This window comes from Thiohalophilus sp. (assembly GCF_034521165.1).
Taxonomy (GTDB): domain Bacteria; phylum Pseudomonadota; class Gammaproteobacteria; order UBA6429; family Thiohalophilaceae; genus Thiohalophilus.
Map to the genome: position 1 here is coordinate 371,908 of NZ_JAXHMV010000002.1, position 23,165 is coordinate 395,072.

Genomic DNA, 23,165 nt, shown 5'->3' on the forward strand with positions numbered 1-23,165 from the left:
AGGGGGGCATTCTGTATTAAAATAGCGGATTCGTTTCACTGGATACCGGATGTTATTTTGAGAACCTCTCGCGCCCTGATGATCCAGGGCACCACCTCCGATGCCGGCAAAAGCATCATGGTCACCGGCCTGTGCCGGCTGTTTGCCAATCGCGGCCAGCGCGTCGCGCCGTTCAAGCCACAGAATATGGCGCTCAACAGCGCGGTCTCCGCGGACGGCGGCGAGATCGGCCGGGCCCAGGCGGTGCAGGCGCAGGCCGCGCGGCTGGCCCCGCACACGGACATGAACCCGGTACTGATCAAACCCGCCAGCGACACCGGGGCGCAGATCATCATTCAGGGCCGGGCGCTGGGAAACATGGACGCGGTAGAATACCACCAATACAAACAGACCGCGAAAACCGCGATGCTGGACTCCTGGCAGCGGCTGGCGGACCAGTATGAGCTGTTATTTGTCGAGGGCGCCGGCAGCCCCGCCGAAATCAATCTGCGCGAGCACGATATCGCCAACATGGGCTTCGCCGAGGCGGTGGACTGCCCGGTAGTGCTGGTGGCCGATATCGATCGCGGCGGCGTCTTCGCCCAGCTGGTCGGTACCGTGCAACTGCTCAGCCCCACCGAACGCGAACGAATCAGGGGCTTTATCATCAACCGCTTTCGCGGCGACGTCAGCCTGCTGCAACCGGGCCTCGACTGGCTGGAGCGGGAGACCGGCATCCCGGTGCTGGGGGTGATTCCCTATCTGATGAATCTGCAGATCGACGCCGAGGACAGCCTGAATCTTGAACAGCAGTGCGACACTGACCGGCCTTTTGAGGTGATCGTCCCGTTGCTGCCGCGGATCAGCAACCACACCGACTTCAATCCCCTGCGCGTGGACCCGCGTATCAACTTTCGCTATATCGGCGAAGGCGATCCGATCCCGGCGGCGGATCTGATCCTCCTGCCCGGCAGCAAGAACGTGCGCGCCGATCGCCAGTGGCTGAGCGAGCACGGCTGGGACGCCGCCATCGCCCGCCATCTGCGTTACGGCGGCAAGCTGATCGGCATCTGCGGCGGCTTTCAGATGCTGGGCGAGCAGCTACACGATCCGCAGGGACTGGAAGGGCCGCCCGGTTCGACGACCGGACTCGGTTATCTGTCCATGGAGACCGCCCTGGAACCGGTCAAACAATTGCATAATGTGCGAGGCCGATTGGCATTCACCGATGCGCCGGTCAGCGGTTATGAAATTCATATGGGCCACACGCAAGGCCCCGCCTGCGAATCACCGGCCGTGATCCTCGACGATCGCCACGACGGGGCCATCTCGAACGATAACAACGTCATGGGCACCTATTTACACGGCCTGTTCGACGAACCCCGGGCCTGCCAGGCCCTGCTGGAATGGGCCGGACTTGCCCGGCAATCGGAACCACAACCGGACTATCAACAACTGCAGGAAACGGCCATCGACCGACTCGCCGCCACACTCGAACAGCACCTGGATATGCCGAAGCTTTTGGCCATCATCGGGCTCGAGGAATAATTCGGCAGGTGCCACTTTTCGAGGTTACTGGAAATTAACGCGGAGAACGCAAAGACGCAAAGGACGCGGAGGATACTAATTCTTTATGTCGATTTGTTTGTGAGAAATGATTTTCCTTATGGCATATATGCAGTGCCTGGTTTACCATTGAGTTAATATAAAATCTGTTTTCTCTGCGTTCTTTGCGTCTTTGCGTCTTTGCGTCTTTGCGCCCTTTGCGTTATTTCCATTAACTTCCAAGAAGAGGCAACATTGTTGATCTGACCAATACTGTAGGTTGCGCGAAGCTCTAGCCTTGTTTTTCTGCCAACTGATGACTGCCAACTGCCAACTCATCTCAGAACTCAGAACTCAGAACTCAGAACTATTACACACAGCAACACCGCTTCGGTAATTTCGATCAGGGCCCCGGCGGTATCGCCGGTGGTGCCGCCGAGCCGCTGTTGCATGATCGCGCGCAACACGATAAAGACCACGACCGTACCGATGATCAATACCCAGCCTGTGTCGATAAAAACGATCACGGCAGCGGCGATCAAGAGCAGCCACACCCACGCTGTCTTACGCGGCAGGTGTTCGGTGGCCGCCGAGCCCATGCCGCCGGAGCGAACATAGGACGTGGTCAGAAATAGCAACATCACCTGCAAGCGTGCCAGCACCGGAATGACCAGCAACTGCGGCCAGAATGCCCAGGTCATCTCACCCAGCGCGGCGAATTTGAGCAGCAGGATCACGACGATCGCCGTTACCCCGGCCGGTCCGGCGTAAGGGTCTTTCATGATCGCCAGGGTCCGTTCGCGATCGCCGAACCCGCCCAGCCAGGCATCGGCGCTGTCGGCCAGCCCGTCCAGATGCAGGGCGCCGGTGATGCTCACCCAGCACAACAACAGTAACCCGGCCAGCAGCAAAGACACCTCGCTGTTTGCGACAACCTGCAGCAGCCACCACACCAGTAGCAACAGGCCTCCGATCAGCAATCCCACCACGGGATAGAACAGCACCGACCAGCCGGCGACCGCCGCCTGATTGGCGGTAGAATATCGGGGCAGACGCAGGGGAATACGCGTGAGCAATTGCAGCGCGGTGATCAGGGCCTGCAGCGCGCTCATTTGAGCTGGCCGCCGTGGAAGATCAGCCGGGGCAGTTGTTGACCCTGGTGGGATTCGATCTCGATACGGGTAATCCCGGCCAGATCCACGCGCAAACGAAACATGCTCGACAACGGCATATCCAGCACATGACGCAGGATCATCCGAATCATCCCGGCATGCCCGACCACCAGCAGATGTTCGCCAGCATGTTGTTGCAACAGGTCTTCCCAGGCGCCTGTCACCCTCTGCTCGAACTCGTGCAGGGTCTCGGCGCCGGGCGGCGTGTTGTTAAGCGGATCGGACCAGAAACGGAACAACCGCTGTTGATCCTCGGCCATCAACTCTTCGGCGCTACGCCCTTCCCATTCACCGAAGCCGATCTCCATCAATCGCGGTTCCGTCCGCAGCGGCAAACTATGACGTTCGGCCAGCTCCCGGGCAAAGTCATGACATCGGCATAAACTGGAAGTCACAATGCGATCCCAGGGGCAGTGATCGGCCACCGCCTCGCGCATCTGCCGCCAGCCCAGCTCGCTTAACGGATCATCGATCTGCCCGCGATAACGCTTGCCGCCCACCGGCTCGCCGTGGCGCAGCAGGTCAACCGTTGTTACTACAGATTTTTCAGCCATAATCAAGTTCGTTTTTTACCACAGAGGACGCCAGGGTTTGGTTATAAATTTTTAATGTTGAATGTTTAATTTTGAATTTTCGTACTCAGCGGTAGCCTGCGTGACACCCTGCGAATAGCGAGGTTGTCAGGTAGCGCTGTGCGCAACCTGATCTACGCAACTTCGGAAATATCCAGCATTGATGTTAATTCAGCATTCAACATTAAAAATTCAAAATTATTTTTCTGCCTCTGCGTTAATTTCCAAAAAACCAGAGAAGAGGCACGACAATCACCCGTCACCTGCCTCTTTGTTTGAAACCGCCGCCTCTTCGAATGTGGCCATGTTGTTATGCAACGCGCAGGCATGGCGCAGGAGTGACAGGGCCACGGCCGCCCCGCTGCCCTCGCCCAGGCGCATGCCGAGATCGAGTAACGGCTCGGCCCCCAGCGCATCCAGGATCGCCCGATGACCGGGCTCGGCGGAGCGGTGGCTGTAGATAAACCATTGCTTGCTTCCGGGTAACAATCGCTCGGCGATCAGCGCCGCGACACTGCAGATAAACCCGTCCACCAGTACCGGCAGGCCACGCTGGGCGGCATGCATAAACGCCCCGCTCAGAGCCGCGATTTCAAAGCCGCCGAAACAGCGGAGCACCTGCTGTACATCATCGGGATCGAGCGCGTGTCGGACGATGGCCGCGTCGATTACTGCTGCCTTGTGCCGGACCCCGCTATCGTCCAGCCCGGTGCCCGGGCCGACCAGTTCCCGGGCCGGTTGCTGCAACAATACACAGCCCAGCGCCGCGGCCGAGGTGGTGTTGGCAATGCCCATCTCCCCACCGATATAGATCTGGCTTCCGTCTTCCAGCGCGCGTTGTACCGAATCGCGGCCCGCCTTCAGTGCCTGCTCGGCCTGTTGCTGTGTCATGGCCGGTTGCTGACTGAAGTCGGCCGTGCCTTCGCCAATGCGCTGGTCGACCACCCCCGGCAGTTCACCGGGATCGTGGGCGGTGCCGACATTGACCACTTCCAGCCGGGCGTTCTGTTGCGCTGCCAGGACGCTGATCGCGGCACCGCCACGGGCGAAGTTGCGCACCATCTCGGTGGTGACGATCTGCGGAAAGGCGGATACGCCCTGATGGGCGATGCCGTGATCGGCGGCAAAGACCGCCACCCAGCACTGTTGGATCACGGGCGTGGCATTCGCCTGCAGGCCGGCCAGTTGGATTGCCAGGGATTCCAGTTTACCCAGTGAACCGGGCGGTTTGGTCAGCTGGCTCTGACGTTGCTGCGCGGCGTGGCATGCATTTTCATCGATCGCCTGCACGGGCTGTTGCCACCAGGGTGAGGGCATAACTTATCCTTTGAGTATTTGCGGCAATCCGGCGGTGATCAGCGTCACCCGATCACACACCCGGGCGAGACGCTGATGCAGGCGGCCGGTCTCGTCGGCAAAGCGGCGCGACAGCGGATCGGCGGGAATGATGCCCTGACCCACTTCGTTACTGACCAGCAACAGATCGGCCTGCATTGAGGGCAGGCAGGCCAGCAGTTTGTTCTGTTCCTGTTCCAGCCGTTGCGGATCGCTATCGAGTAACAGGTTGGTCAGCCACAGGGTCAGACAGTCGATCAGCATGATCGCTTCGGGATCATCGCTGTTGTGCAGGGCCTCGCCCAGCGCCAGCGGCTCTTCAATGACCTGCCAGTTGGCGGGACGCTCCTGTTGATGACGTCGAATGCGCTCGGCCATCTCGGCATCGCCGGCCGTGGCCGTTGCAATCAGGGTGACCGGTTTGCCGCTGTCCTGGGCCAATTGCTGGGCATAGCGACTTTTACCGGAACGGATACCGCCGAGGATTAATTGCTGCATGGGTTGGAACAGGAATCAGAAAATCAGACCCATCAGGGTCAACAACGCGAGCAGAACCACCCAGACGACCAGCGCCCGTTTGACCAGTGCCAGCGCATGTTGAGCCGGGGCAATATTGATCGCGGCTTCATCGTCGGACCCGGTATATTCACCCTGTATCGCCCCGTTACCGCTGACAATCAAGAAGGTGTCGCTATCCTGTTCCCAGAGGTCTTTGGGGCTCTGCCAGCGACTGAGGGTGTCGACAAAATTGCCGGCCAGGGCATAACACAATACGGTGAGCCGGGCGGGTATCCAGGCGAGAATCTGATACAGATCGCGGCTGGCATTGCGATACTCGTCCGTGACCGAGGCTTGCTGACGGACATGACAACTGAGTCGAAACAGTACCGCCCCGATCGGCCCGAGAATCAAAAACCAGAACAGCACGCCGAACATCCGCGTGTTGGCCTCCACCAGAATCCGATCGCGCACCTGCTGGACCAGCTCGGCGGTGGATTCGGCGGTGATTTCCGTCTCGTCACCCAGCTGGCGGGCACACAGCATGGCCGCTTCGGGATCGTCCCGTTCCAGGGCATCCAGCACCGGCTGAACATCCGCGTCCAGATCGCGCGGACCCAGGGTAAAAATCAGCACCACCAGTCCGAATAAAAAGGCCAGCAGGCCGGTCAGGGCGCCCAGTGCCGCCAGTACGATCCAGACTGCCAGTGCCACCAGCCCGATCAGCAGGATCACGCCCACCGGTCCGTCGCGCAGGGGCTGGCCCTCGAGTTTGTGATAGAGGGTTTCGTGGTAGCGATCGAACCAGTCGAAACGGCGCAGGTCGGACACCGGCTTGTAGAAGAACTCCACCGCCAGTGCCAGTAATATACTTATCAGATTCATGATGCCAAGTGTCTATATAAAAGGTGTAAATATCAAGCTTTGTGGCACGCTATAACGCCGCCATCAGACGCGCCCAGTCGAACGCCGGGCCGGGATCGGTCTTGCGTCCCGGGGCGATATCGCAGTGGCCGACGATCCGCTCGCGGGTGATCGCCGGATAGGCCTGTTGCACCAGGCGGGTTACCGCCTGCAGCTGTTGATACTGAACGGGCTCGTAGGGCAGTTCATCGCTGCCTTCCAGTTCGATGCCGATGGAAAAATCGTTGCAATTGGTCCGCCCGGCAAATTGTGAATCGCCGGCGTGCCAGGCCCGCTCGCCAAAGGGGACGTACTGGACCAGCTCGCCGTTACGGCGTATCAGCAGATGCGCGGATACCTGCAGATCGCAGATTTCCCGAAAATAGGGATGCTGGGCCGGATCCAGGCAGTTGGTGAAAAAACGGTCAATGGCATCCCCGCCAAACTGCTGTGGCGGCAGGCTGATGCCATGAATCACCAGCAGGGAGATATCCCCGGGATCGGGCCGGGCATTGTAATTGGGCGAGGGGCACTGGCGCGCGCCCTGTAGCAGCCCGGTATGGGGATCGATCTGCATGGGATAATCCGTTGTCCTTCCTGAGTCCTGTAGCGGGCGATGTTTGTCCCGGACAGGGCAAATTTGTGCGCTTTACATTACACCATTGTCCGCGGGCTGTTAATATCAGAGGCGGATTCACCCCCTGTCCTGAGCCAATAAAACAATAATCACGGGAGACACCGCATGGATAACCTGTTGGCCCGATTGACCGAGTGGACCGGCATCGTGTCGGGATATGCCTGGGGCATTCCCTCGATCGTCCTGCTGGTGGGCACCGGCCTCTATCTGACGATTCGACTGCGTTTTGTACAAATCCGCGGCTTCAAACACTCTTGGGGCATCATTCGCGGCAAATACGACAAACCGGTGGATCCCGGCGAGGTCACCCACTTTCAGGCGCTGTCCACCGCCCTGTCGGCGACCGTCGGGACTGGCAATATCGCCGGGGTGGCCACCGCCATTGCCTTCGGCGGCCCCGGCGCGGTGTTCTGGATGTGGATCACCGCGCTGGTGGGCATGGCGACCAAATTTGCCTCCTGCTCGCTGGCGCTCAAGTTTCGCCGTTTTCACCCCGACGGCACGGTCTCCGGCGGGCCAATGTATACCCTGCTGTACGGCCTGAACTTCAAAACCCTGGCGGTCCTGTTTGCTGCCTTCACCCTGATCGCCTCGTTCGGCATCGGCAACATGGTGCAGGCCAATTCGGTGGTGGACGGGCTGGCCTATGTCTTTCCCGGGATCATCGACTACCGGCTCGGGATCGGCGTCATCATCGCCATTCTGGTCGGCCTGGTGATCATCGGCGGAATCAAACGCATCGCCCGCGTCACTTCGCGTATCGTGCCGTTTATGGCCGTTTTCTATTGCGGTGCGGCCTTGCTGGTGCTGTTTTTGCACCTCGATAAAATTCCCGCGGCCTTTGCCACCATCTTCAATCTGGCGTTGAATCCCTGGGCCGCCGGCGGCGGTGCCATCGGCGCGGCCATTCAGTACGGGGTGGCACGCGGTGTCTTCTCCAACGAGGCGGGGCTGGGCTCCGCCCCCATGGCCCATGCCGCGGCACGCACCAGTGAGCCGGCCCGCGAGGGACTGGTGGCAATGATGGGGCCGTTTATCGATACCATTGTCATCTGCACCATGACCGCGCTGGTGATCGTGATCATGGGCGCCTGGGGCGATGCCCGTCCCGACGGGCTGGAAGGCGCCGCCCTGTCGGCCTACGCCTTCGAACAGGGGCTGGGCACGATCGGCAGCTGGGTGGTCGGCATCGGGCTGGTCTTTTTCGCCTATTCGACCATGATCGCCTGGTCCTATTACGGCGATCGCAGCGCCGAGTTCCTGTTTGGTGAACGGGCGATACTGCCCTATCGTATTGTATTTACCGTGCTGGTGGTGGTCGGTGCCTATGTGCCGCTGCAACTGGTCTGGAACTTTGCCGATATCGCCAATATTCTGATGGCCGCGCCCAATCTGATCAGTCTGATCCTGCTGGCCGGGCTGGCGAAAAAACTGTCCGACGATTATTTCAGTCGCATGCCGGGCTGAACACGCTAGAATGAAAGCATGAACCCGGCCTGCTGTGGCACCTATCGACAAGGAGATCAACCTATGAACAAATTGCAGCTCCTGAAACAGGGATTGCTCCTCAGCCTCGTCGTGGGGCTGGCGGCCTGCGGCGGCAAGACCCAGGTGGAAAGCGATCTGGGCATACGCGACGCCCCCGACTGGGTCAACGAAGGCACCCAGTATCTGAATGATCGTGACGGGCGTCTGTTTCACGGAGTCGGTCACGCCCCGCCGATGGGTGACAACGCCCTGCAACTGTCCACCGCCGACAACCGGGCCCGGGCCGAGGTGGCGCGGATCCTCAGCTCTTACATGGATGTGGTCAGCCGCGATTACAGCGATCACGCCGCCAGTGCCGGCCGCTCGGTAAACCGGCAAACCGTCTCGCGGCAAATCGATAACCTGACCAAAGTGAACCTCACCGGCGTAAAAATCATCGGCCGCTGGAAAGATGAAGAAAGCGGCGATGTCTGGTCCATTGCCGAACTGGATATGGAACAGATGCAGGACACGCTGGAGAAGGTCAATAACATGAACGCCGATCTGAAACGCTATATCAGCGATCAGGGCGGTAATATTTTCGATAATCTGGCGCAGGAGAACTGAGCATGCCGTATCGCACGATTCGAACCCTTTCACTTTTACTTGCCGGTATGACACTGGTGGCGGGATTGACCGGTTGCGGCACCAGAGTCGAGCGACTGGAAGCAGACGAGGTGCGCGATCTCAGCGGCGCCTGGAACGACACCGACTCACGTCTGGTCTCCGAAGAAATGATCAGCGACATGTTGGCGCGCCCCTGGGTGGATGATTTCAAACGCCGCACCGGCAAACAGCCGGTAGTCATCGTCGGCAGCGTGCGTAACCTGAGCCACGAACACATCAACACCAATACCTTCGTCAATGACATCCAGCGTGAGCTGACCAACTCGGGACGCGTGACGTTCGTCGCCTCGCGCGATGAACGTCAGGATATCCGCGACGAACGCCTGGATCAGGATATTCACGCCAGCGCCGAAACCCGCAAGGCCATGGGTCAGGAATACGGTGCCGATTACATGCTCAGCGGCCAGATCAATACTATCATCGACATGGAAGGCCGCACCCAGGTGCGTTATTACCAGGTGGATCTCACCCTGATCAGTCTGACGGACAACCGCAAGGTCTGGGTCGGTCAAAAGAAGATCAAAAAAGAGGTCGTCAACAGCAAACTGCGGTTTTAAATGACGCGGTCAGGGCTGACCCATGTTTTCGCGCGTGTTACAGCGCCCACTCCAGTACGCCGGCTGTCTATTGGCCGGCGTTCTGCTTTTGCTGCAGGCCGGCTGCGCCAGTTACAGCCGCCACTTCGAGCAGGAAATCCAGACCCTTGCCAGCCAGGATCCCGCCGCCGCCCTGGCTGCACTGGATAAGCAACACCATCCCGAACGCAACCGGGTGCTCTATCATCTGAACCGGGCCATGCTGCTGCACATGCTCGGCGACTATGCCGCCAGCAATGACGAGTTCGAACAGGCCAAGAACGTTATCGAACAATACCAGGCCACCAGCATCAGTGAGGAAAGCGCGGCCTTTTTCATTAACGACGGCACCCGAACCTACACCGGCTCATCCCTGGAACAACTGATGCTGCATGTCTACGCGGCCATCAACTATCTGTTACAGAATCAGGTGGACGCGGCGCGGGTGGAGGCATTGCAGATCGATGTGCGCCTGCGTCAGCTCCAGGAAGCCGATCCCGACTCCATATTGAGCATCGACCCCTTTGTCCGCTATCTCACCGGGCTGATTTACGAGCAACTGGGCGAGATCGACAATGCCATGATCGCCTGGCGCAAGGCCTACAACGCTTATCTGGAACATCAGAAAGTCTACGGTATCAACGTCCCCCGTATACTTAAACAGGATCTGCTACGTGTCAGTCGGCAACTGGGCCTGACCGAAGAATACAATGAGTACCAGGCGCGCTTTGACGTCGAGGATCGGCAACGCGACCGCGAACAGAGCGAGTTGATCGTCCTGTTTCACAAGGATCTGGCACCGATCAAACGCTCGCAGCGTATCGCCCAGGTGGACCCCACCACCGGTTATCTGGTCCATTTTGCCCTGCCCGTGTATGAACCGCGCCACAGTCATCTGAGTCATGCCCGGGTCGTGGTTGCCGGACAACGGACTCGTACCGAACCGATGGAAGATATCAGCGCCATTGCCCTGCGAACCCTGCAGGAGAATATGTCCGCGATTACCGCCCGGGCACTGGCGCGGGCGGTGGTCAAATACAAGATGTCGCGCCAGGCCGGTGAAAACGACGGCCTGGCCGGACTGTTGATGAATATCGCCGGCGTCGTCTCCGAGCAGGCCGATACGCGCAGCTGGCTCACCTTGCCCGGCGAGATCCAGATGGCACGTGTCACACTCCCGCCAGGAGACTATAATGTGAGCCTGGAGCTGATCGGCATGAGCGGCCAGGTAACGCACAGCCGGCAACTGGGGCGGGTCAATCTGAGCCCTGGCGGCAAGCAGTATCTCTCCTATTTGTGGTTCCCGGCTTATTCAACAACGAGGCGTTAATATGCATAACCCTGCCCGTGTGATTTATCCTTTTATCCTCACAATACTGCTCGCTGTGCTCGGCGGGTGTGCCTCGCCGGATGCGGACTCGGGCAAGCCGGCATGGATCAGCGGCAACAGCCCGGCCTGGCCCGCCGAACAGTATCTGATCGGTCGCGGTGAAGCCGATCACGCCGCCGTCGCCCGGGATCGGGCCCGGGCCGATCTGGCCAAGGTATTTGAAGTCAGCATCAGCGAACAGAGCCAGGATATTACCGAGTACAGCCGCACCACGGGCAGCGGCAAGCAGACCCGGGCCAGCCTGGAATCCGCCGTCTCACGCCAGATCAGCACCCGGACCGATCAGACCCTGTCGCATATCGAAATCGCTGAGATCTGGCAGGATCCCGACACCGGCCATCATTATGCCCTCGCCGTGCTGGATCGACTCAGGGCGGGGCAACAGTTACGCGAAGAGATCCAGCATCTGGACAGCCTGACGGCCGGCGCCATCGACGCAGCCCGCCAGCAAGACAATATTCTGCGCCAACTGGGCGAGGCCAACCGGGCGGTGGAGACCCTGTTGCAACGTCGTGCCCTGCAGCGGCAATTACAGGTCATCGATCCGGCCGGTGTCGGGGTGCGTAACCGCTATGATCTCGGCCAGCTGCTGCAGGATCGCCACGAACTGGCCCAGCGCATCCGCATCCAGCCCCGTATCCGGCAAGATTCCAGCGGACAATTAGCGGTTCTCATTGACGGGGCCCTGGCCGAAGCCGGTTTCAGTCAGGTCAGTGACAATGCCAACTTCCGACTCGATGCCTATCTTGACCTGTCGACGTTTCCCGAGCAGAACTGGCACTGGATTCATGGCACCTTGCAGATCGTCTTGACCTCGCTGAGTGATGACACCGTGCAGGGCAGCCATCGCTGGGAAGTCAAGCAAGCCGCCAGTCGTCCCTTGCTGGCCCGTCAACGGGCACTGGACAACCTCAATGAACGACTCAACCGTGAGTTGCGCAACATTATCATCGGCTTTGCCGACACCCAATAAAGGCCGTTTATGCCCTTTGCTGTCTCTTTGCAACTGATTCAACAACAGGTCGAACAGGCCCTGACCGAGGATATCGGCAGCGGTGATGTCACGGCGGCGTTGTTGCCCGAGGATAAACCGATCAATGCAACCGTGATCAGTCGACAGAATGCCGTGATCGCCGGCTGTGACTGGTTCGAGGAGGTCTTTCGGCAGCTCGACCCCTCTGTCGGGATCCGCTGGCAGTGTGCCGACGGTGACCGTATTGAAGAGGATCAGATAATTTGCGAATTACAGGGGCCGGTGCGCCCGGTGGTCACCGGCGAGCGAACCGCGCTCAACTTTTTACAAACCCTCTCCGGCACCGCCACCACTACCCGCCGTTATGTGGACCGCATTACCGGGACCGGCGCGCAGGTGCTCGATACCCGTAAAACCCTGCCGGGACTGCGCCTGGCACAAAAATACGCAGTCAGTTGCGGTGGCGGCAGCAACCATCGCATCGGGCTGTATGACATGGTGTTGATCAAGGAGAACCACATTACCGCCGCCGGCTCCATACTCGACGCGGTGAAAACCGCCCGGCGCCTGTCACCGAAACTTGAGGTCGAAGTGGAAATCGAAAACCTAAAACAGCTCGACCAGGCACTGCAGGCCGGTGTCGAGCGCATCCTGCTCGACAACATGAGTCTCAGGACACTCAAACAGGCCGTCACGCTCAATAGCGGCCGGGCCAGACTGGAAGCTTCCGGTGGTATCACCTTTGACAATATTCGCGAGGTTGCTGAAACCGGCGTCGATTTCATCTCCGTCGGCGCCCTGACCAAGGATGTTCAGGCCGTGGATCTGTCGATGCGAATCAAAGAAAATTAGTTCTAAGTTCTAAGTTCTAAGTTCTAAGTTCTAAGTTCTAAGTTCTAAGTTCTAAGAACTAAGAACTCAGTACTCATTTCAATCCCGGCGAGCGCAGTTCGTATTGCATGAATTCTTTTTTTACCAGCCAGACTTCACCCAGCCTGACAGGCAAGCGTATGCCGTCGTTACGGATCAATTTGAGCGGATCACCGCTTTTTATCTCCAGACCCGGACTGACGATGAGTTTCCACTGATTATCCAGATCCTTGACCAGGATGGCCGCATGACCGGACTTTTCCTGGAGATCCTGCTCGTTCTGGATCACAACCACCTCGGCATGTGTGGAGAGGCGAACGATAGCCACCTCCACCCGGTGATCATCGGTACGATGCAAACGATTGATATATCCGAGAGTCACCCGGTGCAACTCGGCATCGACCGGACCGAACGCCACCAGCTGGCCGATTTTAATCGGTGTACTGAACGCCGTCTCTTCGGTGCCAATCAACAGCCCCCCCGAACTGAAATTAATCATGGCCCACTGGGTAATCATGTGTGATTTATCATCTTCGGCCAGCAGCGAAGACTGACGTGCCAGCTTGTCGACGAACTGGCGGGAATCCAGGATTCTCTGCAGATCCCTTGAAGAGATATCGCGCAGCAGGCGCATCACCTCATCACGCCCGAAGTAGACCCGCAGCGCATCATAGGTATGCACCCGATGACGTTTTTGCTGTCGGCTCCGCTGCCGAAGTCCGATCAGCATCGATTCGAGTACCGGCAGGCGTTCCTCTTCTTTGACTGCCTGCAAGGGTTTGCTGAGTTTTCCGGGATCATAATTACCGAGAAACTTCATCTTGCCAATGGTCTCGTGTTCCCTGACCAGGGTGTTATATAAACCGGTATAGTCGATCAGAATGCTCGGGCCACCAATATCCTCCCGGCGCTGAAACTGCGGAGGACCGTTGCTATGCAGATAAGTCACCAGCGTGCCCGGTTGCAACGGGTCGCGATTGTCGGCCTTGATCTGAAAACTCTCCGAGCCGAGGCTGGCAAGATAGGCGTCGGGAACATACAACATGCCGGTCGGCCAGCTGTTGGTTTCCAGCAACCCAAACAACTGGATAGACAGATAAATCTCCTGCATGGAACCCTTCGGGGCATTGCTGCGCTCAGATTTCTCCTGCCGGCTTCGGACCCCGACCGTACCCAGCAGATCCAGCTGTTCGTTCACGGCGTTGTGCAACAACATGGAGAAAAACACCTGATTGACATCCAGCCAGTCGGTTTTACTCATCTTCTGATAACGCAGGGCCTTTAGCCGCTGAATCAACCGCAGCAGCTCGATAATCCGCAGGCCCCGGGCATACAGTGGCTGTTGGTTACGCGCGAACGTTGACGGGCTGGCACTGTAATCGGCGTGAAACAGCAATTTGTAACTGATCGCCACCTGGTCAACGGCCCTGATACTGGATTCCAGCGCATTACGCCGTTCGTTACTCTCCGGCAGGCTGCTTTGCTCCGCCTGGAATTTCTCATACCACATGGCCACCACCGGATAAACCTGCCCCAGTACCGCCTGGGTCAGCTGCTCGCGTTTTTCCGGTTTCATTTTCAGACGGTTGAGATTGGCCTGGATGCGCACAGCTTCTTCCAGCAGCCGCACCGGCGCCCGCTGGTAATTGGTCAGCGTCTGCAGATAACGCTCCCTGTCGAGGTCCTTGCGCTCGGCATCCCTGTAAGGCCGGGTAAGATTACCGAAATAGCCAAACTGGCTGCTGTCGAGGTCAGGCGCCGGTTTGTCGGTTTTGGATTTTGTTGTAAACAGCATCGCGTCGGTTCTGTTATGTCGACAGGTGCCGGCCTCCGTGTCCGAGCAGCGGTTATTTTCCACCCTAATCATATAACAATTCTTCTTTCCTGCAATCCCTGACACCATTATATTCTCAGGGTAAACCCTGAGATACTGCTGAGTGCTGAGTGCTGAGTTGGCAGTGAAACGATGAGGTAGGAGCGGCTGCGCCGCGATAGACTTCACGGCCGGCACAACCTGTCGCGCCAGAGGCGTTCTTACAATCAATGGAACCGATTTTTTCTTTCCAATCGTCGGCCCGATATAGCACCCTGCGGGCATAAACTCCGCGGTATCGGGCACACCCCCGGATTGCCGGACAGCGCATTGCTCTGTCCGGCCTACCTTACCGACCCATCAAGCGCTGTAGGAGCGGCTGCGCCGCGATAGACCTCACCGTCGGCACAACCTGTCGCGCCAGAGGCGCTCCTACAATCAATGGAATGGATTTTCTTTCCAATCATAGGCCCGATATAGCAAAGCGGTATCGGGCACACCTCCGGATTGCCGGACACCGCCTGGCTATGTCCGGCCTACCTTACCGACCCATCAAGCGCTGTAGGAGCGGCTGCGCCGCGATAGACCTCACTGTCGGCACAACCTGTCGCGCGCCAGAGGCGCTCCTACAATCAATGGAATCGATTTTCTTCGTAGGCCCAATATAGCAACGCGGTATCGGGCACCGCCCCCGAATTGCCGGACACCGTGTTGTTCTGTCCGGCCTGCCTTGTACAGAGAACCTTTCGCCACCAAGACACCCGGGAATCATGTTTTTCATAATTACTTCTTCGTGTCTTGGTGTCTTCGTGGTGAATCTTTATAGCGGCTCGAACGCCTCAATTTGTTCGGTGACTTCCAGCCACTCGGCCTCGGTGGCCTGTTGTTGCTGTTGCAGATCGGCCTGTTTGGCGAGCAGTTCCTGCAGTTCGGCTTTATTTTGCTCTTCATACAGGCTGTTATCAGCCAGCTCGACATGTAATTCTTCCTGACGTTTGGCCAGGATATCCAGCCGCTGCTCGAGTTTCTTGATTTTGTTACGTAGCGGCTGTATCTGGCGACGTTGTTCCGCGGCCTGCTGGCGTTGTTGTTTTTTGTTAAGCCCGGGCGCGGTTTTGCCGCGGGAATTCGCCGCGAAGGCTTTTTCCTGTTCCTGTACCCACTGGCGATAATCGTCCAGATCGCCGTCAAAGGATGACACCTTGCCATCAGCGACCAGCAGCAGGGTATCGGCGACACTGCGCAGCAGATAGCGATCATGCGAGACCACCACCATGGCGCCGTCGAATTCCTGCAACGCCAGGGTCAGGGCATGACGCATTTCCAGATCCAGGTGGTTGGTGGGCTCGTCGAGTAATAACAAATTGGGTTTTTGATAAACCAGCATGGCCAGCACCAGGCGCGATTTTTCCCCGCCGGAGAACGGCGCCACCGGCGACAGGGCCATCTCGTTGCCAAAGCCGAAACCGCCCAGATAATTGCGCAGGGCCTGTTCACTCGCCTTCGGATCGATCCGTTGCAAATGCAGCAAGGGGCTGGCCTGCGGATCCAGTTGCTCCAGCTGATGCTGGGCAAAATAACCCACCTCCAGTCCTTTGGCGGGTGTCGTGTCACCGCCAAGCGGCTTCAATTCCCCGGCCAGTGACTTGATCAGGGTCGACTTGCCGGCCCCGTTGTAACCCAGCAAGCCGATGCGATCCCCCGGGGCGATGGTCAGCTTAACCTGGTTCAGTACCGGTTCCTGTGCATAACCGATATCGACTTCATCCAGTTGCAATAACGGGTTGGGTAACTGGTCGGGATTGTAGAACCGGAAATGAAAAGGCGAGTCGACGTGCGCCTGGCTGATCACCTCCATGCGCTCCAGCGCCTTGATCCGGCTTTGCGCCTGGCGCGCCTTGTTGGCCTGCACCCGGAAGCGATCGATAAATTTCTGGATATGGGCGATTTCGCGTTGCTGTTTTTCATACGCCGATTGCTGGTTGGCCAGGTGCTGCGCGCGCAGGACTTCAAAAGCGGAGTAGTTGCCCGTATACAGCGTCATTCTCTGTTGCTCGATATGCGCGATGTGGGTGGTCACCCGATCCAGAAAATCGCGATCGTGGGAGATCAGCAACAACGTGCCGGGATAGGCACGCAACCACTCTTCCAGCCAGACCACGGCTTCCAGATCCAGATGGTTGGTCGGCTCATCGAGCAACAACAGATCCGAGCGGCACATCAGCGCCTGGGCCAGGTTCAGGCGCATGCGCCAGCCGCCGGAAAATTCGCGCACCGGCACCGATTCCTGTTCGGCGGAAAAACCCAGCCCGTGCATTAACTTGCCGGCACGACTGGCGGCGCTGTAGCCGTCGATATGTTCCAGTTCACTGTGCAACCGGGCCAGTTGTTCGCCGCGGTTCTGCTGTTCGGCGTCGCGGATCTGCTGTTCGATCTCGCGCAGACGGGTATCGCCGTCGATGACATACTCCAGCGCGCTTTTGTCCGTCGCCGGCATCTCCTGGGCGACATGGGCGATGACCGTGTTCGGCGGCAGGGAGAATTCGCCGGCATCCGGCTGCAACTCGTTTAAAATCAGCGCGAACAGGCTGGACTTGCCGACGCCGTTGGCGCCGGTAATGCCCACTTTCTGGCCCGCCTGTACGGTGCAGGTGACATCGTGCAACAGCTCGTGCTTGCCGCGGCGCAGGGAAAGATGGGAGAAGTTCAGCATGGGCGAAGTGTAACAGAGCCGCCCGCCGGATTGTTCCGGGCCTCGCATCCCGTTACTATCGGATGACACCATTATATAAGTGGAAATCCCATGGCCGAACATTATCGCCTGATCATCCTCGGCGCCGGCACCGCCGGGCTGGTGGCCTGGAAGGAAGCCAGCCGCCATACCGATCAACTGCTGCTCATTGATCCCGGTCCGCTGGGCACCACCTGCGCCCGGGTCGGCTGCATGCCCTCCAAGGTGCTGTTGCAGGTGGCCAGGGAGTTTCATACCGGGCGTCGCCTGGCCGAACGCGGATTAACCCGGGATACGCCGCCGGTCCCCGACGGCGCGGCGGTGATGCAATATGTCCGCCGCCTGCGGGATCGTTTCACCCGCGGCCCGATCAACCTGGTCGAGAAACTGGGCGAGCGTTACATAGAAGGCCAGCCCCGCTTTATTGCTCCCGATACCCTGGAAGTGGACGGTCGGCAGCTCAGCGCCGATACCATTATCGTCGCCACCGGCACCCGCCCGGTCGCCCCCGAACCCTGGCAGGCACTGGGCGAGCGACTCATCACCAGCGACACGATCTTTGATCTTGAGACCCTGCCCAAACGCCTGGCGGTGGTGGGGCTGGGTGCCATCGGCACCGAACTGGGGCAGGCGCTGGCCTGGCTCGGTGTCGAGGTCCATGCCTTCGGCCGTGACGACCGTGTGGCGGGACTGGACGATGAGCCCGTCAACCAGACCGCCTTCGAGGCACTCGGTCAATCGATGACCCTGCATACCGGGCACGATGTCGAGGTCGAAGCGACGAACAGCGGCGTGTTACTCAGCTTTGGCGAACAGCAGTATGAATTCGACGCCCTGCTGGCCGCCGTCGGCCGCCGGCCCAATATCGAGGATCTGAACCTCGACGCCCTGGGCCTGCCCCTGCAGGACAACGGCCTGCCGGCGATCGATCCGCAACGCCTGCGCGCGGGCGACACGCCGGTCTATTTCGCCGGCGACGTCAACGGCATCCGGCCGCTGATGCACGAAGCCGCCGACGAGGGACGGATTGCCGTGTACCACGCCCTGCATCCCGACACCGAGTGCCTGCAACGGCGCACCGCGCTGGGCATCGTCTTCACCGAACCGCAGATCGCCCAGGTCGGTGTCGGCTTTGACGAACTCCCCGACGATGCCCTGATCGGTGAAGCCGATTTCAGCGATCAGGGTCGCGCGCTGATCCTGGCTCAGGATCACGGCCTGTTGCGGGTCTATGCCGATGCCAACGGCCAATTGCTCGGCGCGCAAATGGCCATCCCCGGCGCCGAACACCTCGCCCACGAACTGGCCTGGCTGATCCAGCAAAACCTCGATGTCGAAACCGCGCTGCAACTGCCCTATTACCACCCGGTTCTGGAAGAAGGATTGCGCTCGGCGTTGCAAGGTATCCGCCGCCAGCTCAACGCCGACCGGCGGCATCCCGATCTGCCCTTGTGCGGAGAAGAAGACGATCCATTGGCTGGCGCGGTCGCGCCGCCAGGGCCGGGGGACGAGTAACGAGGGACGAGGAAACCCCTTAACCACCAGGACACAAAGAGTAATTTTTACCCTGGTGTCTTCGTGTCTTGGTGGTTTTGCTCTTATCCCCCGACGAACCGGCTGGCGTAGGCCCGATATAGCAAAGCGGTATCGGGCACCATCCGAATTGCCGGACACCGTTACATGTCCGGCCTACTCCTTATCCGACCTCACAAAACTCTGTAGGAGCGGCTGCGCCGCGACAGACCTCGCCGGTTACACGACCTGTCGCGCCAAAGGCGCACCTGCAATCCACGAAACATGATTTGTTCTTTACGGGATCGCAGGTCCGATATAGAAAAGCGGTATCGGGTACCATCCGAATTGCCGGACACCTTTACACTATGTCCGGCCTACCTTCTGGGTAGATTGTCATTCCGGCAAAAGCCGGAATCCAGGGATGCGTGCCGTGATCGGAAAGACCGGATCCCCGCCGGAGCGTGTGCCGGAGCAAGCCGGTACCGGGATGACGATAGCAAAAAATTCCGCCCCTATCGGCGGGCCAGGAAACCCCTTAACCACCAGGACACAAAGAGTAATTTTTACCCTGGTGTCTTCGTGTCTTGGTGGTTTTGCTCTTATCCCCCGACGAACCGGCAGGCGTAGGCCCGATATAGCAAAGCGGTATCGGGCACCATCCGAATTGCCGGACACCGCTACACTATGTCCGGCCTACTCCTTACCCGACCTCGCAAAACTCTGTAGGAGCGGCTGCGCCGCGACAGACCTCGCCGGTTACACGACCTGTCGCGCCAAAGGCGCACCTGCAATCCATGGAACATGATTTGTTCTTTACGGGATCGTAGGTCCGATATAGCAAAGCGGTATCGGGCACACCTGGATTGCCGGACACCGTTGCACTATGTCCGGCCTACACCTGACCGGTGCAGCCGCACCGGCAGGGCCGAGTGACGAGGGACGAGTTACGAAGGGAACCACATATTTTTCCTCGTCCCTCGTCACTCGGCCCTGAGCCCGGGAGGACCTTGTGGTCCTCCGGGGCGAGTGGCAAAATGTCATCCACCCCGCAAACAACAAATACGGACAACATGGACGACCCGGCCGACATACTCAGGACGATCTTCGGCTACGAACAGTTTCGCCCGCCGCAGGACGAGGTCATCGAGACCCTGATTGCGGGGCGCGATGCACTGGTGCTGATGCCCACCGGCGGGGGTAAATCCCTCTGTTACCAGATCCCGGCCATCGCCCGTCCCGGGGTGGGTATTATCGTCTCCCCGCTCATCGCCCTGATGCAGGATCAGGTCGCGGCATTAACCCAGGCCGGGGTGTGCGCGGCCTATGTCAACTCCAGCCTGAGCGCGGAAGAGGCCGCCCGGGTCGAGGCGCAGATGCAACGCGGGGAACTGGATCTGGTGTATGTCGCGCCCGAACGGCTGCTGACCGAGCGCTTTCTGGCCCGACTCGATCAGACTCCGCTGGCGCTGTTCGCCATCGACGAGGCGCATTGTGTGTCGCAATGGGGTCATGACTTTCGGCCCGAATACATCCAGTTATCCTTGCTGGCCGAACGCTATCCCACCATTCCGCGCATCGCCCTGACCGCTACCGCCGATGAGCTGACCCGCCAGGAGATCGTCAGCCGCCTGCAACTGCAACAGGCAAGGCAGTTCATCAGCAGTTTCGATCGACCCAATATCCGCTATCGCATCAATCAGCGCGGCAATGCCCGTGAGGAACTGTTGCGGTTTATCCAGGAACAGCATCCCGGTCAATCGGGCATTGTCTATTGCCTGAGCCGCAAGAAGGTCGAGGCCACCGCCGAATGGCTCGGCAATCGGGGCCTGACCGCGCTGCCCTATCATGCCGGGCTCGGCAGTGAGTTACGTCAGCATCACCAGCACCGCTTTCAAAACGAGGAGGCGGTGATCATCGTCGCTACCATCGCCTTTGGTATGGGCATCGACAAACCGGATGTGCGCTTTGTCGCGCATCTGAATCTGCCAAAGAGTATCGAAGCTTATTATCAGGAGACTGGCCGCGCCGGACGCGACGGCCTGCCCGCCGATGCCTGGATGGCCTACGGGCTGGAGGATGTGATCACCCTGCGCCAGATGGTCGAGCAGTCCGAGGCCAACGAGGCGCGCAAGCGGATCGAACGGCACAAACTCGAAGCCATGCTCGGCCTGTGCGAAACCACCGCCTGCCGCCGCCAGGCGCTGTTGCGCTATTTCGACGAACCCCGCGACGAACCCTGCGGCAACTGCGACACCTGCCTCACCCCGCCGCAAACGGTGGATGCCACCGAGACCGCGCGCAAGGCCCTTTCCTGCGTCTATCGCACCGGCCAGCGCTTCGGCGTGACCTACCAGATCGATATCCTGCTGGGCAAAAGCGATCCCCGCATCGAACGCCACGGCCACGATCAACTCCAGCTGTTCGGCGCCGGCAAGGAACGCAATGTCACCGAATGGCGCGGCATCTTCCGCCAGCTCATCGCGCTCGGTTATCTGCAGGTCGATGTCGGCGGCCACGGCAGTCTGCGCCTGGCCGAGAGCTGCCGGCCGTTACTGCGTGGCGAACAGAGCCTGCACTTGCGTGTCGAACAAAAATCCACGCGTAAACGCCGCGCCGCACGGGGCGGCAGCGAACCGGCCAGCGATCCCGACAAACAACTGTTCGAAGCCCTGCGCGCCCTGCGCCGGCAACTGGCCGAAACCCAGGGCGTGCCGCCCTACGTCGTGTTCCACGACGCCACGCTAATGGAACTGGTCGAACGGCGACCGCAAACCCTGGAACAACTGGCTGACATCGCCGGCCTGGGCGAGCGCAAGATCGCCGCCTACGGCCAGGCGGTGCTGGATCTGCTGGCGCAACATCGCAACCCACCGAGCGAGCGATCCGACACCGTGGACGAAACCCTGCGCCTGCTGCGCGAGGGCCACGACGCCGCCGAAATCGCCCGCCAGCGCGGCCTGACCGAAAGCACCATCTACACCCACTTCGCCCGCGCCCTGGAACAGGGCGACGTGCAACTGCACGACGTCATCAGACTCAGCGAAGAACAACTGAACACCATCCGCGCGGCGTTCGATCTGGCCGGCGCCAGCGGCCGACTCAAGGATGTCTTCGATGCCCTCGAGGGTGAGTTCAACTACGGGATTTTACGTTGCGTGGGCGCGGTTTATGGCAACCCCGCCCGGCCCGGAACCAGGGCGGCAGCCGAGGAGTCCGCCTGAACGCCTGGCATGGTTTATGTCAAACATATCGTCTCGCACGCCGACTATGACAAGTTGACCGAACGATACCGCAAGGGTGAGTTGTAATGAATCAGGCCGCATTTATAGACCGTGTTTGTGACGTCGCACAAGCCGCAAAACCGTTAATGCACGTTGATAACGAAGAAAAGTATCAAGAAGTGCTGGGTTATATCGATGCCTTGATGCAGCTGGCCGAGGATGATCCCAATGATGTCATTAATTCCATCATCTCAAGTCTTGCGCATGCCGTGGAAGAATACGAAAACCGGCAGCCGGATATCCATCAGTTCCTGGACAGCGTGCAAGAAGGTAGCGCCAGCATTGCCACGCTGCGAGTGTTGATCGCACAGCATGGACTGAAACTGACCGACTTCCCGGAAATCGGCGACCCTGATCTCGAAAATCCTCTCAGGCGAGCGCCAGTTGACCATCCGGTACATTCAATTGTTATCCCCGCGCTTTAATATCAGCCCGGCACTGTTTTTTGATTGAGTTTGACTGTCATAGCTTGAAGCAGCAGAAAATCACTATCCGTTAAACCGGGGGAAGTTCACGTTATCCAGGCAGATCGAACTCGCCGGGTCATGAAAGGATATTTCAGCGTATTCGGATTGACATCAAAAGTGTGAAATTCTGCCCGGAAGATGGTGCCGGTGAGAGGAGTCGAACCCCCGACCTGCGCATTACGAATGCGTTGCTCTACCGACTGAGCTACACCGGCGGGAAGGGGGTTTCAGGCCCGACTACGGACCCGGATGATGATATCCACGCCGTCGGCTTCGGTCCCGTCGGGCAGCGTTGGCAGCTGATCCAGTTTGAGCTCTTGCGAGTCGATGTCCATCAACTCGCCGGAATCGACGTTATAGAAATGATGGTGGTCGCTGACGTTGGAGTCGTAAAACACCTTGCTCGGATCGACGATCACCTCGCGCACCAGCCCCTTGCGGGCAAACAGGTTGAGCGTGTTATAGATGGTCGCCTTGGAGACCACCTGACCGTCACAGTTGACGACGGACAGCACCTGCTCGGCCGACAGGTGTTGCGGCTGGGCAAACAGAATGCGGGCAATATCGACCCGTTGCTGGGTGGGCGTCACACCGTGCGCCCGCAACTGGCTGCTCACCTCGGCATCACTGAGCGAATGTGTCGGTTTTTTATCCATCATGGGCCAAGTATAGACCACACTTTTAGACGAAGTCTAGCCTCTGCGCAATCGCCAGGAACAAAACCGCTGAGAATTCAGGGATATAGACAAAACAGT

19 protein-coding genes and 1 tRNA gene are annotated in these 23,165 nt (G+C 59.2%); 10 read left to right on the forward strand and 10 right to left on the reverse strand.

The annotated features are described in order from the left end of the window. Positions 1 to 78: 78 nt before the first annotated feature. A complete protein-coding gene (locus U5K34_RS03505) occupies positions 79 to 1,527 on the forward strand; it encodes a cobyric acid synthase (RefSeq protein WP_416224010.1) in 1,449 nt (482 codons plus the stop codon). Positions 1,528 to 1,871: 344 nt separating this feature from the next. Here the strand turns inward: U5K34_RS03505 and U5K34_RS03510 are convergent, their stop codons facing one another. The 6 genes from U5K34_RS03510 to ampD all read right to left on the reverse strand — a co-directional run bounded on the left by U5K34_RS03510 (position 1,872) and on the right by ampD (position 6,581). Then, positions 1,872 to 2,636, reverse strand: a complete 765-nt coding sequence (locus tag U5K34_RS03510; RefSeq protein ID WP_322567138.1) for an adenosylcobinamide-GDP ribazoletransferase — start codon at positions 2,634 to 2,636, stop codon at positions 1,872 to 1,874. Then, positions 2,633 to 3,250: an alpha-ribazole phosphatase family protein gene (locus U5K34_RS03515; RefSeq protein WP_322567139.1), complete on the reverse strand. Its 618-nt coding sequence runs from the start codon at positions 3,248 to 3,250 to the stop codon at positions 2,633 to 2,635. Before U5K34_RS03515 ends, U5K34_RS03510 begins: the two co-directional genes overlap by 4 nt. 270 nt (positions 3,251 to 3,520) lie before the next feature. Continuing rightward, a complete protein-coding gene (gene cobT, locus U5K34_RS03520) occupies positions 3,521 to 4,585 on the reverse strand; it encodes a nicotinate-nucleotide--dimethylbenzimidazole phosphoribosyltransferase (RefSeq protein ID WP_322567140.1) in 1,065 nt (354 codons plus the stop codon). A 3-nt stretch (positions 4,586 to 4,588) separates the two neighbouring features. Continuing rightward, positions 4,589 to 5,101 carry a bifunctional adenosylcobinamide kinase/adenosylcobinamide-phosphate guanylyltransferase gene (gene cobU / locus U5K34_RS03525; RefSeq protein ID WP_322567141.1) on the reverse strand — a complete coding sequence of 171 codons (513 nt, stop codon included), beginning with the start codon at positions 5,099 to 5,101 and terminating at the stop codon, positions 4,589 to 4,591. Positions 5,102 to 5,116: 15 nt separating this feature from the next. Beyond that, entirely contained in the window at positions 5,117 to 5,986 is an 870-nt protein-coding gene (gene ampE, locus U5K34_RS03530) for a regulatory signaling modulator protein AmpE (protein ID WP_322567142.1), read from the reverse strand. A 49-nt stretch (positions 5,987 to 6,035) separates the two neighbouring features. Further along, positions 6,036 to 6,581, reverse strand: coding sequence for a 1,6-anhydro-N-acetylmuramyl-L-alanine amidase AmpD (gene ampD / locus U5K34_RS03535; RefSeq protein WP_322567143.1), 546 nt, complete (start codon positions 6,579 to 6,581; stop codon positions 6,036 to 6,038). A 174-nt stretch (positions 6,582 to 6,755) separates the two neighbouring features. On the opposite strand from ampD, the gene U5K34_RS03540 reads away from it, so the two are divergent. The 6 genes from U5K34_RS03540 to nadC all read left to right on the forward strand — a co-directional run bounded on the left by U5K34_RS03540 (position 6,756) and on the right by nadC (position 12,585). Next, entirely contained in the window at positions 6,756 to 8,108 is a 1,353-nt protein-coding gene (locus tag U5K34_RS03540) for an alanine/glycine:cation symporter family protein (protein ID WP_416224011.1), read from the forward strand. A gap of 63 nt (positions 8,109 to 8,171) precedes the next feature. Continuing rightward, positions 8,172 to 8,735, forward strand: coding sequence for an LPP20 family lipoprotein (locus U5K34_RS03545; protein WP_322567145.1), 564 nt, complete (start codon positions 8,172 to 8,174; stop codon positions 8,733 to 8,735). Between the two features lie 2 nt (positions 8,736 to 8,737). Next, on the forward strand, positions 8,738 to 9,352 hold the full coding sequence (locus U5K34_RS03550) for a penicillin-binding protein activator LpoB (RefSeq protein ID WP_322567146.1): 615 nt from the start codon (positions 8,738 to 8,740) through the stop codon (positions 9,350 to 9,352). A 70-nt stretch (positions 9,353 to 9,422) separates the two neighbouring features. Further along, entirely contained in the window at positions 9,423 to 10,700 is a 1,278-nt protein-coding gene (locus U5K34_RS03555; RefSeq protein ID WP_322567147.1) for a hypothetical protein, read from the forward strand. A 1-nt stretch (position 10,701) separates the two neighbouring features. Beyond that, entirely contained in the window at positions 10,702 to 11,733 is a 1,032-nt protein-coding gene (locus U5K34_RS03560; RefSeq protein WP_322567148.1) for an LPP20 family lipoprotein, read from the forward strand. A 9-nt stretch (positions 11,734 to 11,742) separates the two neighbouring features. Then, on the forward strand, positions 11,743 to 12,585 hold the full coding sequence (gene nadC / locus U5K34_RS03565; RefSeq protein ID WP_322567149.1) for a carboxylating nicotinate-nucleotide diphosphorylase: 843 nt from the start codon (positions 11,743 to 11,745) through the stop codon (positions 12,583 to 12,585). Between the two features lie 73 nt (positions 12,586 to 12,658). On the opposite strand, the gene U5K34_RS03570 is transcribed toward nadC, so the two are convergent. Both U5K34_RS03570 and U5K34_RS03575 read right to left on the reverse strand, forming a co-directional pair. Next, positions 12,659 to 14,398 carry a hypothetical protein gene (locus U5K34_RS03570; RefSeq protein ID WP_322567150.1) on the reverse strand — a complete coding sequence of 580 codons (1,740 nt, stop codon included), beginning with the start codon at positions 14,396 to 14,398 and terminating at the stop codon, positions 12,659 to 12,661. An 838-nt stretch (positions 14,399 to 15,236) separates the two neighbouring features. Continuing rightward, entirely contained in the window at positions 15,237 to 17,129 is a 1,893-nt protein-coding gene (locus U5K34_RS03575) for an ATP-binding cassette domain-containing protein (protein ID WP_416224012.1), read from the reverse strand. Positions 17,130 to 17,219: 90 nt separating this feature from the next. Between U5K34_RS03575 and U5K34_RS03580 the strand changes: the two genes are divergently transcribed. The 3 genes from U5K34_RS03580 to U5K34_RS03590 all read left to right on the forward strand — a co-directional run bounded on the left by U5K34_RS03580 (position 17,220) and on the right by U5K34_RS03590 (position 22,368). Beyond that, entirely contained in the window at positions 17,220 to 18,662 is a 1,443-nt protein-coding gene (locus U5K34_RS03580; protein WP_322567152.1) for a dihydrolipoyl dehydrogenase, read from the forward strand. A 1,034-nt stretch (positions 18,663 to 19,696) separates the two neighbouring features. Further along, the gene (gene recQ, locus U5K34_RS03585; RefSeq protein ID WP_322567153.1) at positions 19,697 to 21,883 is read left to right on the forward strand and encodes a DNA helicase RecQ; all 2,187 of its coding nucleotides are present in this window, start codon (positions 19,697 to 19,699) and stop codon (positions 21,881 to 21,883) included. Positions 21,884 to 21,969: 86 nt separating this feature from the next. Continuing rightward, on the forward strand, positions 21,970 to 22,368 hold the full coding sequence (locus U5K34_RS03590; protein WP_322567154.1) for a hypothetical protein: 399 nt from the start codon (positions 21,970 to 21,972) through the stop codon (positions 22,366 to 22,368). Positions 22,369 to 22,549: 181 nt separating this feature from the next. Here the strand turns inward: U5K34_RS03590 and U5K34_RS03595 are convergent. Continuing rightward, positions 22,550 to 22,625: transfer RNA gene (locus tag U5K34_RS03595), tRNA-Thr, on the reverse strand. Positions 22,626 to 22,637: 12 nt separating this feature from the next. Then, entirely contained in the window at positions 22,638 to 23,066 is a 429-nt protein-coding gene (locus tag U5K34_RS03600; protein ID WP_416224013.1) for a Fur family transcriptional regulator, read from the reverse strand. Positions 23,067 to 23,165 lie beyond the last annotated feature (99 nt).